This is a genomic window from Terrabacter terrigena (genome assembly GCF_042676085.1).
In the GTDB taxonomy this organism is placed as follows: Bacteria; Actinomycetota; Actinomycetes; order Actinomycetales; family Dermatophilaceae; genus Terrabacter; species Terrabacter terrigena.
Genome location: NZ_JBHTKH010000022.1, coordinates 38,016 through 54,687 on the forward strand (window position 1 = coordinate 38,016; position 16,672 = coordinate 54,687).

The window sequence follows — 16,672 nt, forward strand, 5'->3', positions numbered from 1 at the left end:
CCTTCCTGATGGGTGCTCAGCGACCGGCGGTGGGGATGGTGGGCAGCAACGCCTTCACGACGGCGCGGTGGTCCTCGAGACCCGCTTCGCCCAGCCGATGCAGCGGACCGACGGCATGGCCGAGTCCGAGGTGGACGACTCGGTCGATGTCGTCGGGGGAGGCGATGCCGAGCTCAACGGCGCGCAGGACGTTCTCCAGGAACGGAACGATCAGGCGTCGTGAGATCCGGCCGGGGCGGTCGGCGACCTCGACCGTCGCCAGACCGAGCTCGTCAGCGAGCGCCGCGGCCGCCGCGCGCACGTCCGGATCGCTCGCGGCCGTGGTGAGCTCGACCAGTTTGCCGCCGTACGACGGTAGGTAATGGAAACCCGCGAGGCGTCCCTCCAGGCCGGACTCTGAGGCCAGCTCGGCCACGGTGAAGGAGGAGGTGGTGGTCAGCACCGCGGCCGACGTGCCCGCCAGCTCGCCCAGGACCGAGATCTTCGCCGCGCGGTCCTCAGAGATGCACTCGATGACGACGTCGCACCCGCGGATCGTCTCGACGCTGGCCCGCATGCCCGTACCGGCCGGCTCCTGGTCCGAGTCAGAGAGCCACCGAACTGGATGGCCGGCGGAAGTGAGCGCCGTCGCGAGCGTCGAGCCCACGCGACCGAGCCCGATGATTCCGTAAGTCGTCATGCCTTCGCCTCCACCGGATAGTCGTAGAAGCCTCGCCCCGTCTTCACGCCGAGATCGCCGCGAGCGACCATGTCGTGGATGGTCTGAGGAACGGTGTACTGCTCGTCGTCGAGCTGCTCGCGCAGGCTCTGGCTGACCGCTACGTGAACGTCCAGACCGACGATGTCGAGAAGTCGGAACGGTCCGATCGGGAACCTCATGCTCTCCAGCGTCACCCGGTCGATCTCAGCTGCGGTGGCCAGTCCGGTCTCGAGGGCCCGCACGGCGTCGTTCTCGAAGGCCACGACCAGGTAGTTGGTTATCAGGCCCGGGCGGTCCTTGAGCACCACGGGGGTCTTGCCGATCGAGGTGAGAAAGTGGAGCGTCGAGTCGACCGTGGCCTGCTCCGTAGCATCGCCCAGGGCCACCTCGACCAGCGGCATGATGGGCGCGGGATTGCAGTAATGCGTGCCGATGCAAAGTTCCGGCGCAGGCAGGCCCTCCGCGATGTCGCTGATGGCGAGCGTCGAGGTGTTGGTGTGGATCGTCACAGGGTGGTCCGCGCCGTGCTGGATAGCGCTGAGGACTTGGCGCTTGAGGCTGAGTGACTCGGGAAGTGCTTCGATGACCAGCTCGGAGTCGGAGGCGTCCGCGGGGTCAGCGGACCAGGTGAGGCGCTCGACGATCCGGTCGGCCTCCGCTGCGTCGAGCTTGCCCCGCTCCACGCTGCCCCGCAGATACTCCCCGACCCACTGCTGTGCTGCCGCGAGCTGAGAGGGGTCCTTGTCGACCAACCGGACGAGATGGCTGCCGCGGGCGACCGTCAGGGCGATTCCTCGGCCCATGGTGCCGCCCCCGAGCACTGTCACGGGCGTTGTGTGTGTTGTCACTTGACCGAGGGTACAAAAGTCTTACAGTTGTCGCAATGTCAATTTTGTTCGAGGAGTTCCAGGTGGGCCAAAGCCGTTCCATTGTCGTCGTAGGTGCCGGCACCATGGGCGTGGGCATTGCCCAGGTCGCCGTCGCGGCGGGTCACCGAACCCATCTGGTCGACACCAATGAGGCACAGCTCGAGCGCGCGCAGGACGAGATCATCAAGCGCCTCATCCGGAAGGGTCCGGCCGAGGATGAGCTGCATGCGAGGCTGTCGCCGCACGTCGGCCTCGCGGCCGTCGCCGCAGAGCACTCCCGCGCTGGGCTCGACGCGCCCGTGGTGATCGAGGCCATCGTCGAGAACCTGGCGGTCAAGCAGCACCTACTGGCCGAGGCCCAGGAGCTCTTCGGAGGTGACGGCGTCTACGCGACGAACACCTCCTCGTTCTCCATCACCACAATCGCCGCAGGTGTCCCGCATCCTCACCGTGTGGTCGGCATGCACTTCTTCAACCCGGTCCCGGTCATGCAGCTGGTCGAGGTCGTGCCTGGTGTGCAGACCGCTCCCGAGCTGGTCGAGCAGGTTCTCCGGCTGGCTGAGGGCTGGGGAAAGACGGCGATCCTGGCGAAGTCCACGCCCGGCTTCATCGTTAACCGGGTCGCCCGCCCGTACTACGGCGAGGCCCTGCGGCTGGCCGAGGAGGGAGTCGCCCCGGTCGAGACGATCGACCGGCTGCTGCGCGCCTCCGGTGCCTTCCGGATGGGACCGTTCGAGCTGATGGACCTGGTCGGCAACGACGTCAACTCCACCGTGACCCGGACCGTATGGGAGGGCCACCACTTCGACCCGCGCTTCGAGCCCTCGAACCTCCAAGCCGAGTTGGTCGCTGCCGGTCGGTTCGGCCGCAAGACCGGCCTGGGGTTCTACGACTACGGCGACGTTGGCGCGCAGGGGTCGAGCGCCCAGCGCCTCGAGTTGGACCGGACCCTGACGGGTGAGGGTCCGGCCGACTCCGTCGCGGCGCTCGTCCACCGCCTGCGCTTCTCCATCGGCGCACCGGGTCCGCGACCGGGTGTCTGGGACTTCGGGGACGACGGGCTCTTGCGCCTGACTCGCGGGCTGACCGCCGCCGAGGAGTCCGTCCGTGCCGGTGGTGTGCCCGTGATCGTCGTCGACCGCGCCGTCGACGTGGCCAGCGCCTCCGCACTGGCCTACACGACTTCTGCCGTGCCCTCCGCACTCGAGTCGACCCTGCTCGCGGCGAGCGCTCAAGCCGAGCTCGAGATGATCCGGGTCAAGGACCTTCCGGGCCTCGTCACCGCGCGCGTCGTCTCCATGCTCGTCAACGAGGCATCGGAGGCGGTGCACATCGGCCTGTGTTCCGCGGGCGACGTCGATGTGGCCATGCGGCTTGGGACCAACTACCCGCTCGGGCTGTTGGAGTGGGGCGATCGCTGGGGAGCGGGGTACGTGGAGGCGCTCATCGATGCGCTTGCCGAACAACACCGATCATCCCGCTATCGGCCCAGTCTCTACCTTCGCCAAGCAGCACTCACCGGAGGATCGCTGGTGTGACCACGTGGCTTGTGGAGAGGTTGGGGACGAGCGGAGGGACCGCTGGCCGGCAGCCGTCGAGGCGACCCGGCCCTGGACCCGCACGGCCCCATGCCACCTCGGCGTCGAGCGCGTCGACAGCTCCGGGGCCGTGGCAGGCGCCACGCTGCTCGCCCCGCTGCCCGGGGAATGGCCCCCTCGGTGAGCAACCTGCTTGGCCCCTGCCTCGACCGGCACCTACGCCAGCTCGACCGAGTGATCAACGTCCGGAGCCCCCCCTGACACCTACCGGCAAGATCGAGAAGTTCCGGCTGTGGGAGGTGCTCGCATGAGCGCGCTGCCCCTGGCCGGGATCAATGTGCTCGACCTCTCGACTCTCCTGCCCGGCCCGCTAGCCACGCTGCTGCTCGCCGACGCCGGGGCTGATGTGGTGAAGCTCGAGCGCCCGGGGCGAGGCGACGAGATGCGCTCATACGAGCCGCGGTTCGGCGAGGCGAGCGCGAACTACGCGGTGCTGAACCGGGGCAAGCGCGCCTACGCCGTGGACTTCAAGGACCCAGCGCAACGCGACCGGGTCCTCGCCCTCGCTGCCGAGGCGGACGTGGTGGTGGAGCAGTTCCGGCCGGGGGTCGCCGACCGGCTCGGGCTCGGCTATGAGCAGGTGCGGGCCGTCAACCCGGACGTCGTCTACTGCTCGATCACCGGGTACGGCCCGGACGGTCCCCATTCCCAGCGGGCGGGACACGACCTGAACTACCTCGCCGAGTCGGGCCTGCTTGGCGTGGTGACCGACAGCACAGGGTCCCCGAGCCTGCCGATCTCGGTGCTCGCCGACATCGCGGGCGGGACCTACCCAGCCGTCGTGAACATCCTGCTCGCGCTGCGCCAGCGGGACAGCACCGGTAAGGGCAGCCACCTGCACGTGTCGATGGCCGGTAACCTCCAGGTACTCGCCTACGGGTACTTCGCCAGCTACCAGGCGGGCGGCGGTTGGCCGCGCCCCAGCGCGGAGCTACTCACCGGCGGTAGCCCCCGCTACCAGGTGTACCGGACCGCCGACGACCGCCATGTCGCCTGCGCCGCGCTCGAGCCCAAGTTCTGGGACCGGCTGGTCGAACTCGTCGGACTCGACCCGAAGTTCCACGACGACGCCGGTCAGGAGCAGGCAGTCACCGACGCGCTCGCGGACCGCTTCGCCGCGGAGACCTCCGAGCACTGGCGGTCGGTCCTGCGCGGTGAGGACGTCTGCACGGTTGTCGTCGCGACCTGGGACGAAGCGGTGGCCGTCGGACTGGTGGACGTCGACGCCCCGGATCGGGTGGCCACTCCGTCCGGCGACCGGTCCTTCCCGGCACTGCCCAGCCCGATCTCGCCCGCGCTCCGACGCAGGGCGGGCACCCGTCAGTATCCCTCGCTCGCCAGGCTCGGCGACGCTTCCCCATGGGCCTGAGTGCCCGAGACGACTAGGAGTTTTCCGCCATGCGTGCAGCGCTCGTCAAGGAGTTCGGTCCACCCTCGAGCCTCGTCGTGGAGGAGGTGCCGGAGCTCAAGTGCGGGCCCGGGGAGGTGGTGATCGACGTAGCAGCGGTCAGCATCAACTTCCCGGACATCCTCGTCGTCGAGGGCAACTACCAGAATCTGCCGCCGCGGCCCTTCAGCCCGGGCAAGGAGGCCGCCGGGCGGGTGATCGCCGTCGGCGCAGGCGTCGAGCGCCTCGTCGTCGGACAGCGGGTGCTTGCCTTGGTCGAATACGGCGGCTACGCCGAGCAGCTGCGGGTGCCGGCGGACCTGGTCATGGAACTGCCCGAGCCCATGAGCTACGAGGAGGCGGCAGCCTTCGGCCTGGTCTACTCCACGGCGTACTTCGGCCTCGTTCGGCGCGGCCGCCTGCAGCAGGGCGAGACCGTGCTCGTCACCGGGGCCGGCGGCGGCGTCGGCTCCGCTGGTGTCCAGCTCGCCAAGGCGCTCGGCGCCCGGGTCGTCGCGCTTGCCCAGGACGAAGGCAAGGCTGCGGTGGCCAGAGGGCAGGGCGCCGACGTCGTGCTCACCTCCACGCCGGAGACGCTGCGCGACGACCTGCTCGCAGCCACCGATGGCAAGGGGGTCGACGTCGTCCTGGAGATGCTCGGCGGAGCCTTCCTCACCCAGATCATCCGGGCCACTGCCTGGGAGGGCCGGATCGTGATCGTCGGCTTCGCCTCAGGTGGACAAGAGCCCATCAAGCCGGGACACCTGCTCGTGAAGAACATCGCAATGCTGGGCCTGCAGAGCAGCGACTACCGCGACCGGACGCCGGACCTGATGCGGTCCACGATGGCCGAGATGTTCGCGCTGTTCGAGCAGGGAATGGTCAACGGCGCCGTCGACACCACGTTCCCGCTGGAGAACGCCGCCGAGGCCCTGCAGTACGTGAAGGACGGCAAGGCGCACGGCAAGGCCGTTCTCACGACGGGACGGGGGTGAGGGCGGGCGGTTGCCAGCCCGCCATTTCCGGCGTGCCCTCACCAGCCAGAATCTCTTGCTGGCTCCGCCCATCACGGGCAGCTGTTCGTGTCCTCCTCGCCGCCCGTGCCGCTCGCCCTCCTCGCCGCACGCCCACACGCATGCCCCTGATGACGACCGCCACAGTGGCTCGCCGGAAGCATCGCGTCACCGAGCCATGTGCTGTCCCTGCTGCCTGGTAACGTCCGGGCGCTTGGTAGCAGGCTCAAACCCTCGGGTGGCGCAGGCCCAACCCACGATCCTCATTCTCGTGGTTGTCCGGGGACCTCTCAGGTCCCGCGGCGCTCACAGATCTCCTCATAAGACGCTGCCTGAACCGCTTCCACCGCGCCTGACCTGCCAAAACGCTGTCCGGCCCCTGTGCCCTGACCACAGATGAGTCCCGCTTTCCCGAAGCCATGACTCACCGCCGGGGGAGTGGCCCACTGATACCGGCTGATGCTTGGTAGTTGCGGCTGATTGCGAGACGTGCCCCCGGCAGGATTCGAACCTGCGACAGCCGCTTTAGGAGTCCGACGGGGACCAGGCATCTCCTCGCATGTCTTTGTGCTGCAAGGCTTTTGGCGCTGCTGTATGCCGATTGTTTGCGGCAGCTCTCGAGACTGCGGGTACCTGATGGGTACCTTGACCTTCCGCAGGACCGCCTGGCATCCCCGCCCCGAGATCGTGTGAGTCCCGTTGAGTGGTGGGGTTTGAGGCCCGGCATGTCGTGAGGACGTGAGGGGGCCATCGGCGGGATCTTCGGTCTGTACGGCCAGGTACTCGTCGAAGAGGAGCCACACCGATGGCCTTGTCCCAGTCTGTCCTGTCCGAGCTGCTCGAGGCGTTCCGCACCGGGGAGGGGGTGAACCTGATCCAGGACGCGGCCAGGTCGCGCTGCAGGAGCTGATCGAGGCCGAGGCCACCGGCGTGATCGGCGCCGGCCGGTACGAGCGCACCGAGAAACGCAGGACCGAACGCAACGGGACCCGGCCGCGGACGCTGACGACCACCGCAGGCGATGTGCAGCTACGGATCCCGAAGCTGCGCAAGGGCTGCTTCTTCCCCAGCATCCTCAACCCACGCCGGCGGATCGATCAGGCCCTGTACGCGGTCGTGATGGAGGCCTACGTCAACGGCGTATCCACCCGGGCGGTCGATGACCTGGTCGCGGCGATGGGTAGTGACACCGGGATCAGCAAGAGCGAGGTCTCGCGGATCTGCGCGGGCCTGGACGAGATGGTCGCCGCATTCCGCACTCGGACGCTGGGACACACCGGTTCCCGTACGTGTTCCTCGACGCGACCTACCTGCACGTTGCGCGAGGCCTCCCGTGGGCAGGTGGTCTCCCAGGCCGTCGTCGTGGCCACCGGCGTCACCGAGGACGGTGGCCGGGAGATCCTCGGGCTCGACGTCGGCGACAGCGAGGACGAGACGTTCTGGCGGGCGTTCTTGACCTCGTTGAGGAGTCGCGGACTCGGCGGGGTGCAGCTGGTCATCTCCGACCAGCACGCCGGCCTCGTCATGGCCCTCACCCGCTGCTTCGCCGGCGCCGCCCACCAGCGCTGCCGGGTCCACTTCGCCAGGAACCTGCTCGCGCTGGTCCCCAAGTCCCACAAGGACATGGTCGCCGCCGTGTTCCGGACCATCTTCGCCCACCCCGAGGCCAACGCGGTCGCCGCCACCTGGGACCACGTCCGCGACGAGCTGTCCGTCCGGTTCCCGAAGATCGGGCCGCTGATGGACGAGGCGAAGACCGAAGTTCTCGCGTTCACCGCGATCCCCCGGGCGCACTGGACCAAGATCTGGTCCAACAACCCCATCGAACGGCTCAACCGCGAGATCAACAGACGAGCCCGCGTCGTCGGGATCTTTCCCAACGGCCCCGCGGTCATCCGCCTCGTCGGGGCCGTGCTGGCCGACGCCCACGACGAATGGCAAGTCGCCGACCGCCGCTCCTCTCCGAAGCGTCCATGGCGCTGCTGTACAAGACCAGCGATACTGACACCACCGCCATCACCAGCGGCCCGTGAGCACCGAGGAACCAGCCCTCAAAGCCCACCACCCCACGGGCGCTTTCCGCGCAGTCTCCGGGAGTCTCAGGCAGGCGGGCGGTGTCCATAGCCCCATCCTGTCAGCGAGCACGCATGCCATTGCACTTCAGCGTAAATGTCTGATCATTAACTCTTTCGACCTTCAACCCGAAGGGGCCCGCCGGTGCTTGGCGCTGATGGGCATTCGGTGTGCTGCTGCCGTCCCAGAACTAGAGGCCCTAACCGGTCAAGTGGCGAGCTTGCGTCGTGGATCAGGACGCACTCGGCCCCGGTTAGCGCTGAGCGCAGTAGCTGCACCCGCTGTCCCTTTGAACTGTCCACGGAGTGCCGCGGTCGAGCTGCCCGTGCGATGGGCGAGAGGCAGCTCTCGGAGGCTGATCCGCGGAAGGGGCGCCAGCCGGCGGGTGCCCTGGGTTGAGGGGGCGTCGGATCGACGCCGGATTCGTCGACGCCATGACGCAGGTGAGGCCGTGCATGAGGTCTCGGTGGTCGATCACGGCCCTACCGTCTTGGTGCCGGACGGGTGGTGAGCGTTGGGTTTGCAGCACCGACCGGGCCGCCCTCGGGCCGCGGCAGTGCCGTCATCCGATAGGCGAGATCCAACGCCGCTGATCTCGGCGACGGTCTACGCCTCGGCCTTGAGGGCTGGGGCGTAGGGTTGAAGTGATCCAGGCGGGACGACCCCAGACCTTGGCGCCGGGCTTCGTGGTTATCACCCCTAGAACCGAGGTAGTCGTGACAGCGTCCAGTCCGGATCCGGCGGTAGCGCGGGTACTGCTGCAGCTCGCTGAGGAACCAAGCCCGCCGGGAGTGGACGGTCTCGTGAGCACATTGACTCGCCTGTGTACCGCTCTGGTCCGACACCTACCGGCGTCCGGATCGGGTATCAGTCTGGTCGGTGAAGGGCACGGCTCGGCCGGCGTGGCCGCAGCTGCCGGTCCGGGCAGCCGTCGGCTCGAGGAGCTGCAATTCACGCTGGGCGAGGGCCCGTGTCTAGACGCGCACACGGCGCGCCGGCCGATGCTTGAGCCCGACCTCGCTGGGGCCGGGTCCAGCCGGTGGCCGGTGTACGGGCCGCAAGCCGCCGAGCTCGGGGTCGGAGCGGTGTTCGCCTTCCCGCTACAGGTCGGCGCGGCCCGGGTGGGAGTGCTCGACATCTACCGGAAGCGGCCCGGGCCGCTCTCGCGGGAGGCGTTGGCTGCTGGATACACCTTCGCCGAGGTCGCGCTCCGGCTGCTGCTGCAGGGGCAGGCGGACGCCGCAGGGGGCCAGGTCCCGGCGGGCGTGGATGACGCGCTGACCTACCGCATGGAGGTCTACCAGGCCCAGGGCATGGTCATGGTCGACCTACAGGTCGACGCCACGGATGCGATGGCCCGGCTGCGAGGGCGTGCGTTCGCGACCGGACGCAGCATCACCGAGATCGCCCGAGGCGTCATCGACGGCACGCTGCACCTGCCTCGTGATGAGCCTCCGAAGCCTCCCGTGGAGCCACCATGAGGTGCCCGCTCATGGCGGGCGACCCGGGCAGGCCAGCAGGCTTGCGCGGGTCTCACCACAGGCCCGCGGAACACCCTCTTCCACCCCGACCGCAGAGAGGAGCTGACCGCTCATGATCGCCATCGAGAAGCTGACCGACATGTTCGTCGCCGTCGCCGATACCTTGGTCGCTGACTTCGACATCATCGAGTTCCTCGAGCTCGTGGCCCAGAAGGCCACCACGATCAGCGCGGCCACCGCCGCCGGGATCGTGCTGGGTGACCCAGTTGGGAAGCTGCAGTTCGTGGCCGCCTCCGAGGAGTCCGTACGCCTGCTCGAAGCGCTGGCCGTCCAACTTGAGGAAGGCCCCTGCCAGGACTGCTTCCACACCGGTGTGCCGGTCGTCAACACCGACTTGACCCAACCCGAGGCACAGACGCGATGGCCGGCGTTCGCCGACCGCGCCGCCGCGATGGGCTACCGGTCCGTGCATGCACTGCCCATGCGCCACCAAGGCGCCACCGTCGGGGCCCTGACCCTGTTGAGCGCGCACCCCCACCCGCTTGAGGCCGCCGACGTGCGCGTTATCCAAGCCATCGCGGACATCGCCACCATTGGGATACTCCAGGAGCGATCCATCCACGCTGGCGACGTCCTGACCGAACAGCTGCAGTTCGCCCTGGTCAGCCGGATCAGCATCGAGCAGGCCAAGGGCATCCTGTCGCGGATCCACGCCACCAGCGTCGAGACGGCGTTCACGATCCTTCGCTCGTATGCCCGGAGCGAGGGGCTCCGGCTGAGCACCGTCGCGGCCGAGGTCGTCACCACCCCCGACCGGCACCCCACCCTCACCCGGCCACCACAACGATGATCGGCGCTGGCGGACCAGACCCAAGACGTCAGTGCTCGAAAGCTCACCGGTAGCGGCCAGCTACCGTGACTTGGCGCCCCGCGCCCTCTCGCCACGGGCTCACTACGGCCCTCACGCGTCGAGACCCCCTCTGCGGGCTGAGCGCAGGCCTATGGAGCGGCTCCTTGGGCTCGCCCCGCTGCCTGATCGAGGAGAGCCACCTCACCGGCTGTAGAACGGCCATCGGAATCAGTCATGCAATGACCGCAGGAGAAGCCTTCTAGAGAGTTACTCTGATATCGGTACCCCAGACCCGGCACCTGTTCACATCGATCAGTCCAGAAGTGCCCAGGGAGCTGAGGTCCGATGGCCCGCAACCGACAACCCGTCCATGCGCCGATGATTAACCAGGGCCACGCCCCCGCCAGCGCGCACAACCAACGTGCCCCACACGCGCCCGAGGCCCCAGCCGATGTGGCCGCTGGCGAGTTCCTTGCGGTATCCCCGCTGTGTCAGCGAGAGACTCCCCCGGGGACAGAGTCCCATGCCGAAGCCGAGCCAGAGTCGGCGCGGGAGGATCCGGCCGACACGGTCCGTGCGTTGCTCAGCGAGCTGGCCTACACCCAGGATGCGATGCGCCACGGGGACGCCGCACCACTGCCGCATTCGCTCGACTCTCGGGAACGCGCCCTTCTGACCCTGTTGGGCCGCCACGGAATCGACCTCAAGCCCCGCTCGGCAGGCCGGCTGCCCCCACCCAGCCCACAGCCCATCGGGTCGAATCGAGGGCTAGACGCCGACCCGGGCGGCAACGCACGCGCCCGGGCACTCGGCGGGCGCAGCACGCTTCTCGAGGCCGCCGGGGACCTGGCGCGCGCGGTCGCGGCGGCCACGAGCGAGCCCACGCTCGTCAGCAGCGTCGCGCCGAACCCCAATCCCGAGCCCTCTCCCGAGGATCCCGGCCCGACGAGTGCATCGATCCACGACGCCATCCAAGCGTTCGTGAACCGTCTCTCTGAGGTCCTCCCCGGAGCCCGGTGGGCCACCCTGACCCCTCCCCGACGGGCGGACGCCGACTGTCGAACTGAACCCCTTGTGGTCAGTGATCCTGCTGCTGCGGCGATCGATGCCCTGGAGGAGCTGGCCGGAGACGGGCCGAGGCACGAGGCGGCCCGGACACGCTGTCCCATTCGTGTCGTTGACCTGCGCGCTGACCCCCGGTGGGCTGGCTTCGCTGAGCTCGCGTCCAGCGGGACGAGTGAGCCAGCAGCAACCCAGGAGGAATGGGCCGGGCCGGAGGTGCGCGCCGTCCTGATCGTGCCTATCCCGGGCGGACCGGTCAGAAGCACGTCGAGTTCGCCGAACTTCCTTGCAGCCCCGAGGCATCAACGTAGGTCTTCCGTGCCGGCACCGATGGCCACGATGAACCTTTACTCCCCTCAGGTAGGCGCGTTCCAGCACATCCTCGACGAGGAGTGTCACTATCTTGCGGACCTGCTCGGACTGGCCCTGGCGGCCAAAACCAGCAGCGACACCGCACACCACCTCACCCTCGCGTTGGCGAGCAACCGGGCGATCGCGGCCGCGGTCGGGATCTGCATGGCCACCCGCCGGTGCACCTACACCGCTGCCTTCGACCACCTGGTGACCATCAGCCAGAACTGCAACCGCAAGCTGGCCGACATCGCCGAGGAGGTACTGCTGACTGGGGCCATTCCCCCGCTCACTGTGTTCGTGACCACGCCACGTGAGCTCGCCGACGGCTGCATCGAGGGACGCCGCCTCGCCTCCCAACCTTCCCAGAGCGAGCTCAGGTTCGACGTTTCGCCCGACCCCAGGAGAGGCCTTGTGACGACCCAACCACCGCAGCCCTCCCAGCCCGCATTCGGAGACATGCACCAGGCCGCGTCTGACGAGGCGGCCTCACACTCCTCGCCACAGGTATCACACCCATCCGACGCGGCCAGCCCCTCGGCCGGACTGACGTGCAGCGACACCCTGCATAGTTCCGCAGCAGTCGCCGCGAAGTCGGTACCCGGACCACCCCTGCAGGATGACCAGCTGCACGAGGAGATCGAGCTCCTGCTCGACGTCATCGTCACCGCCTCCGAACACCGTAGCCACCTGAGCGCGCAGCAGGTTGATGACGCCCTGCACCTGCCCAGGAACGGCAGCGCGCAAGCACTCAGAGCCGACGACGAGGCGGTCAGGAGCCTTTAGCGCTACCGCGCCCGTAGTGATGTGGGCACGCGATAGGCACCGTGCACCCGGTCCGCCTCGCGGGAGCGGCCATCCGAGTTGGCCCCGATGACCAGCACGAGGCGGACGCGGCACATCACAGCACGGGGCGGCCCAAGCATCTCGGGAAGGCACCACCGCTGCCCTCTACCGCCGTCAACCAAGTGCGGGTTCGAGACCGCGAGACCGCTGCATTGGGCGCAGTCGCGGCGCGGATCGCGCTCCAACTCGTCCTCCATGCTCTAACCTTCCGGTCTCGCGTTGCTGCGCCGCCGGGACAGTCGGTTACGCGTTCGCACTGGCGCGCCCTGAATTGCGGTTGACGAGAGAAACGTGCAGCCGTTCTAGACGAACTGTGCAGGGACTCCGCGACTTTCGCATCGTCGTCTGTTTCGTGCGAGGCAAAGAGCACCCCGCAGTCGGCTTAGCTGCATTCGATGCGAAGGAGCCATGGATGACCACAGACGGGTGCCTGACGCCCGGGATCGCTCGGGGAGGCTCGGGGTCGCCATGGCCGCGAATGGCCTGCCGCCTTCACATTCCCTGTCGCTGCGGTTGGCTCGAGTCGCCGCCGCCTTCGATCCTGTTGAGCAGTCGGCCCATCAACGTGGGACTCGATGCCCGACTCGCACGATTCCGCTCGCCCAGAACGGTTGCGACAACCAGGGCAGTGAGCGCGACCGTCGCGACGCCTACCGCAGCACGCGCCACGGACGGCCTGACTCGTTGCCGGTTCGTCATCCTCGGAGCTCGGCGAGGTGACGGTCCTTGGCGGCCGTGAACTGCTCACCGAGCTCGCTGAGCTGCTGGCCACCTCGGCGAAGGCCGGGAGGATCTGCTCCTCCTCTTCTTCGACGTGGTGGCGCACCTCGCCGATCATCGCGGCGATCAGGCCATCCACTCCGGGGCACCTGGATCGGACACGCGCAGCTGTTTGAGCGTCGCCTCGACGTGGTGATGTTCCGCGAGCCCGTCGTCGACGTCTTCCCCCTCGTCAGGCGCGGTGGACTTGATGGCCGGGTAGATGACCTCCTCCTCTGCCTTGGAGTGCGGCACAAGCATTTCGGTGACCTGTTGCAGGAGGTCCGGGATCTGGTCGGGTTGGGCGGACTCGAGCTTCTTGAACACCGCTTCGAGCTTGGCGTGGTCGTCCTTGATCAGCGTGATGAGACCAGACACGGGAGGCCTCTCGACTAGGGAAACACCGACCCCCGTCGCGGACCATCGGTGTCGGCTCGGGCGGAGCACGACCATCCCTTGCCCACCTGCACCTGGGCGAACGTCCGGGCGTGCAGCTGCGACCAAGCCAAACGGCTCAGCCTTCGACTCCGGTCGAGGCATGCGGCTGCCCGACGGGTTTGGACTCCGGTGAGCCCCGCTCACGCAGGTAGATGCTGAGCACGACCATGCTTGCGACAGCAAGGAACTCCGACTGCCAGTTCTGCAGGGTCCGGTTCCAGAAGTCCGGAGCCGTCAGGTACTCAGCCCAACCGAGCGGCGCCTTCAGGTCCTGGATCTGGTCGGCGTTGTAGGCGGAGCGACCGGCGATGAACTGGACCAGCCAGGAGAGCAAGAAGATCGCGCCCATCACGAGTCCAAGCGACCGGGAGAACAAACGCAGGCGCCATCCACCGACTTTGGCCCAGGCCGGCGAGTCGTCTTGGGCGTAGTGGCCGACCTTCTGGTCCTTGTCGGACTCCCGGCCCAGCGAGTCGAGCGGTTTGGACTCGGGCGACCCCTTCTGGGCAAGCCACACGGTGAGCAGGATGAACAGGAGGAACTGCAGGTACTCCGACTGCCAGTTCTCGGCCACGTCCACGGCGAACTGCGACGAGGTCACGTAACGCCATAAGGTCATCAAGGGCAGGTGCGCATCAGCGGCCTGCCGGTTGTAGACCGCCAAACCAGTCAGCGCCTGCCCGACCAGGGCGCCGAGCAGCAAGGCGATGAAGGCCAGGGTCAGTCCCTGCTCACGAAGGACCTTCCTCACCGCTGGCCCAGCCCGATCGTGATGCACGCTGACAGCACGACGGCGATGAACACGAGGATCCCCACGAACGCGGCACGCATGCTCACGCCCCCTTCAGGTCGCACGAGTAGGGCCGTTCCCGCGCCTCGGGTGTGCAGCCAGCTGCCGTCACGCGCCAACCGGAGTCGAAGAAGGCCAAGAACATCGTGTCGTGCTCGAGACGCACGATCGCGTCGAGGCCGAAGACCTCCACGTCCAGCGCCCGGCCCGCTCGCGGCAGGTCGGCGTCGGTGATTCCCTTCGCGCACGACCCAGATGAGTCCACAAGCTCCTTGACCGTGCCCGGCGCGACCAGTGCACAAGCGGCGTCAGGCTGACCAGTTACCGCTGCAGCGAAGGCTTCAGCCGCTTGGCCCGCCCCCGCCGGTCCAGGCGAGTCACCGGTGGAGCATCCCGCCAAGGCCCAGTAGCCGCACACCACGACTGCCGCGATGCTCCGAATCCTCTTCATGGCCGCGAGCCTAGAGCCTTGCGAGCCCGCAGATTTCGTAGGCACGCCACGATCACACCGTCCACTTGGTCCACACTCTCAACACCACGAGGCTCGCCACAGATATCTCTCCGTCCGTGTTCCAGGCCAGCCGTGGCCAGTTCGGCGGCTGGCGCGGCACCCAAGTCGTAGCGGGGCGGCGGACGAGGTCGCGCTTGTCGGTTCAGAAATGGGGTAGGTCGACGTCATCACCGGGCGACAGACATCGAGGGGGCAGATGCCGCTCCCCAACAACTCGCGAGGGAGACCTTCCGATGATCGCCCTCACTCTGGCCGCTCCTCTCGTCAGCTTGGCCCTCATGCTGTTCATGCAGTGGCTCGAGAAACACACCCTGACAGGCCAAGAACATGACGCCTCGCCGGCGAAAGGCGGGGAGCTGAGTCGGAACCAACCCGCGAATTCAGCTCGCGACGAGAGCCAGTTCGGGAGTTCGATGGCCTTGATGGTGCTCGCCACGGTTACGTTGGTGTCGGTTGTCCTCGTGCTGTAGCGGTTCGGGCCACCTCGTTCGGCGACCTTGCACGTCCGCCGTCTGTGCGAAGGGTCATCGCGGTTCGTTGGCGAGACGAATGACGGCGACAGGCTCGCGGTCCGGCCGCCGCTCAGCGCCACGAGATCGGCGCCAGAGCTGACGAAGTCCTGGTTGCGAGACCTGAGCCGACGACCCCAACGGAACAACGGTCGACGGGACCGAGGATGGTCCTTGGGTGGCGCAGCCCGCACTGGGGTGGGAGTGAGCGGGCTGCGCCCAAGCATCACCCTTCACCGATGACCACTCCGGGACAAGCGTCGGCGGTCCAGGTATGCAGCCGTGCGTGCCCGATCCAGGCAACGCCACTTGAATCAGGGGTCTGCGAGAGAACGCGACGCGGCGAAGTAGGTGTGGCCGATGCCTGAGCTCACGGAGGAGCTCAACGGACAAAGGGCATGGCTCAGGTCTCGGTGCGAGAGCTAATCGTTCATACCTTCCCGTGCTCCGACTGGGCGTCGCCGCGAGCAGATGGGTTTCTCCTAGGAACGTGTATTCAGTGGCTGCGCCGACAGCCCTCAGAGCCGAGGATGGCTCGGCGCAAAGTGCTTTGGTTGCAAGGCTTTGGAGAACAGGGATGAAGGCAGTGCGTTGGCTCATGTCTATCGTCGGCATGGTGCTGGCGCTGAGTGCGTGCTCAGCAGCGGGTGTCCCGATCGCTGGCGGCGTCAGCTCAGCCGGCACCAGTCTAACGCCAACACCCACCACCCGGGCGCCGTCCGCTTCGGGCCTCGACTCCCGAGCGTGGCGCTTCGATATCGGCATCCCCGAGCAAGCCACGCTCGTCGAGGGGATGATGCCCGGTTCGCCATCGCGTGGCGACGTGGAGGACCTTCAAACCAAGATCAATGCCGCGTGCATGGTCGACGCCGACGGAGTGACGCCCATCATCGAAGTTGCGCGCAAGCAGTCCAGCCTCGCTCTTGTCACGCCGACCGCCGTGCCCAGTAGTTCGTCGACCGAGGACGCATCATCGAGCTGGACATGGACCGCGGACATCACATGTACGCACGACGACGGATCGACAGAGTCCTACACTGCGTTCCGCGACGCATGGAGCTCGAAGCTCGAGGCCGAGACCAGCGGGGCTATCAACAACTTCGAGGTCGCAGCGCTAGAACGGGCGTACGGCGCTGGCACGACTGACTATGACTCGCTCGGGGTCTTGGTGGGGATCTGTTCGGAGAACTCACCCGCCGCATTCGCGGATACTCCTTGGACGAAGGAGCAGGTCGACGAGCAGATGGGCGCCCTGGTCCTGTGCCCTGACCACCCGCAGAGGGCTGCGATCCTCAAGTCGATCGCAACGGCGGCTGCGGCTGAGAAGGCCGCGGCCGCGGAGGAGGCGCTCCGGGTAAAGGGGCTCTTCCCAGATGAGTGTGGGGTCATAGGTTCAGGCCGCCTGCGATGAGGAGCATGCGCAGCCTGTAGTTCT

Annotated in this window: 14 protein-coding genes; 9 read left to right on the top strand and 5 right to left on the bottom strand. The window is 67.7% G+C overall.

Annotation, left to right across the window (positions count from 1 at the left end):
- Positions 1 to 16: 16 nt before the first annotated feature.
- Both ACFQ2V_RS20240 and ACFQ2V_RS20245 read right to left on the bottom strand, forming a co-directional pair.
- The gene (locus ACFQ2V_RS20240; protein WP_386054747.1) at positions 17 to 646 is read right to left on the bottom strand and encodes a 3-hydroxyacyl-CoA dehydrogenase NAD-binding domain-containing protein; all 630 of its coding nucleotides are present in this window, start codon (positions 644 to 646) and stop codon (positions 17 to 19) included.
- Between the two features lie 29 nt (positions 647 to 675).
- The gene (locus ACFQ2V_RS20245; protein ID WP_386054748.1) at positions 676 to 1,527 is read right to left on the bottom strand and encodes a 3-hydroxyacyl-CoA dehydrogenase family protein; all 852 of its coding nucleotides are present in this window, start codon (positions 1,525 to 1,527) and stop codon (positions 676 to 678) included.
- 65 nt (positions 1,528 to 1,592) lie between these two features.
- Between ACFQ2V_RS20245 and ACFQ2V_RS20250 the strand changes: the two genes are divergently transcribed.
- The 7 genes from ACFQ2V_RS20250 to ACFQ2V_RS20280 all read left to right on the top strand — a co-directional run bounded on the left by ACFQ2V_RS20250 (position 1,593) and on the right by ACFQ2V_RS20280 (position 12,170).
- Positions 1,593 to 3,107 (top strand): 3-hydroxyacyl-CoA dehydrogenase NAD-binding domain-containing protein, encoded by a 1,515-nt coding sequence (locus tag ACFQ2V_RS20250; RefSeq protein ID WP_386054749.1) that lies wholly within the window; start codon positions 1,593 to 1,595, stop codon positions 3,105 to 3,107.
- Positions 3,108 to 3,414: 307 nt separating this feature from the next.
- Positions 3,415 to 4,536, top strand: coding sequence for a CaiB/BaiF CoA transferase family protein (locus tag ACFQ2V_RS20255; RefSeq protein ID WP_386054750.1), 1,122 nt, complete (start codon positions 3,415 to 3,417; stop codon positions 4,534 to 4,536).
- A 29-nt stretch (positions 4,537 to 4,565) separates the two neighbouring features.
- Complete coding sequence (locus tag ACFQ2V_RS20260; protein ID WP_386054751.1) at positions 4,566 to 5,549, top strand: NADPH:quinone oxidoreductase family protein; 984 nt, start codon at positions 4,566 to 4,568, stop codon at positions 5,547 to 5,549.
- Positions 5,550 to 6,497: 948 nt separating this feature from the next.
- Positions 6,498 to 7,691, top strand: coding sequence for an IS256 family transposase (locus ACFQ2V_RS20265; protein WP_386054752.1), 1,194 nt, complete (start codon positions 6,498 to 6,500; stop codon positions 7,689 to 7,691).
- 752 nt (positions 7,692 to 8,443) lie between these two features.
- Positions 8,444 to 9,121 (top strand): GAF and ANTAR domain-containing protein, encoded by a 678-nt coding sequence (locus ACFQ2V_RS20270; RefSeq protein WP_386054760.1) that lies wholly within the window; start codon positions 8,444 to 8,446, stop codon positions 9,119 to 9,121.
- A gap of 112 nt (positions 9,122 to 9,233) precedes the next feature.
- A complete protein-coding gene (locus ACFQ2V_RS20275; RefSeq protein ID WP_386054753.1) occupies positions 9,234 to 9,971 on the top strand; it encodes a GAF and ANTAR domain-containing protein in 738 nt (245 codons plus the stop codon).
- Between the two features lie 579 nt (positions 9,972 to 10,550).
- Entirely contained in the window at positions 10,551 to 12,170 is a 1,620-nt protein-coding gene (locus ACFQ2V_RS20280; protein WP_386054754.1) for an ANTAR domain-containing protein, read from the top strand.
- 906 nt (positions 12,171 to 13,076) lie between these two features.
- Here ACFQ2V_RS20280 and ACFQ2V_RS20285 read toward each other — a convergent pair.
- From ACFQ2V_RS20285 to ACFQ2V_RS20295, 3 genes are all read right to left on the bottom strand, one after another.
- Complete coding sequence (locus ACFQ2V_RS20285; protein WP_386054755.1) at positions 13,077 to 13,367, bottom strand: hemerythrin domain-containing protein; 291 nt, start codon at positions 13,365 to 13,367, stop codon at positions 13,077 to 13,079.
- 136 nt (positions 13,368 to 13,503) lie between these two features.
- Positions 13,504 to 14,178, bottom strand: a complete 675-nt coding sequence (locus ACFQ2V_RS20290) for a DUF6766 family protein (RefSeq protein ID WP_386054756.1) — start codon at positions 14,176 to 14,178, stop codon at positions 13,504 to 13,506.
- A gap of 82 nt (positions 14,179 to 14,260) precedes the next feature.
- Entirely contained in the window at positions 14,261 to 14,668 is a 408-nt protein-coding gene (locus ACFQ2V_RS20295) for a hypothetical protein (protein WP_386054757.1), read from the bottom strand.
- Positions 14,669 to 14,961: 293 nt separating this feature from the next.
- Between ACFQ2V_RS20295 and ACFQ2V_RS20300 the strand changes: the two genes are divergently transcribed.
- The gene (locus ACFQ2V_RS20300; RefSeq protein WP_386054758.1) at positions 14,962 to 15,198 is read left to right on the top strand and encodes a hypothetical protein; all 237 of its coding nucleotides are present in this window, start codon (positions 14,962 to 14,964) and stop codon (positions 15,196 to 15,198) included.
- Between the two features lie 616 nt (positions 15,199 to 15,814).
- Positions 15,815 to 16,648 (top strand): hypothetical protein, encoded by an 834-nt coding sequence (locus ACFQ2V_RS20305; RefSeq protein WP_386054759.1) that lies wholly within the window; start codon positions 15,815 to 15,817, stop codon positions 16,646 to 16,648.
- Positions 16,649 to 16,672 lie beyond the last annotated feature (24 nt).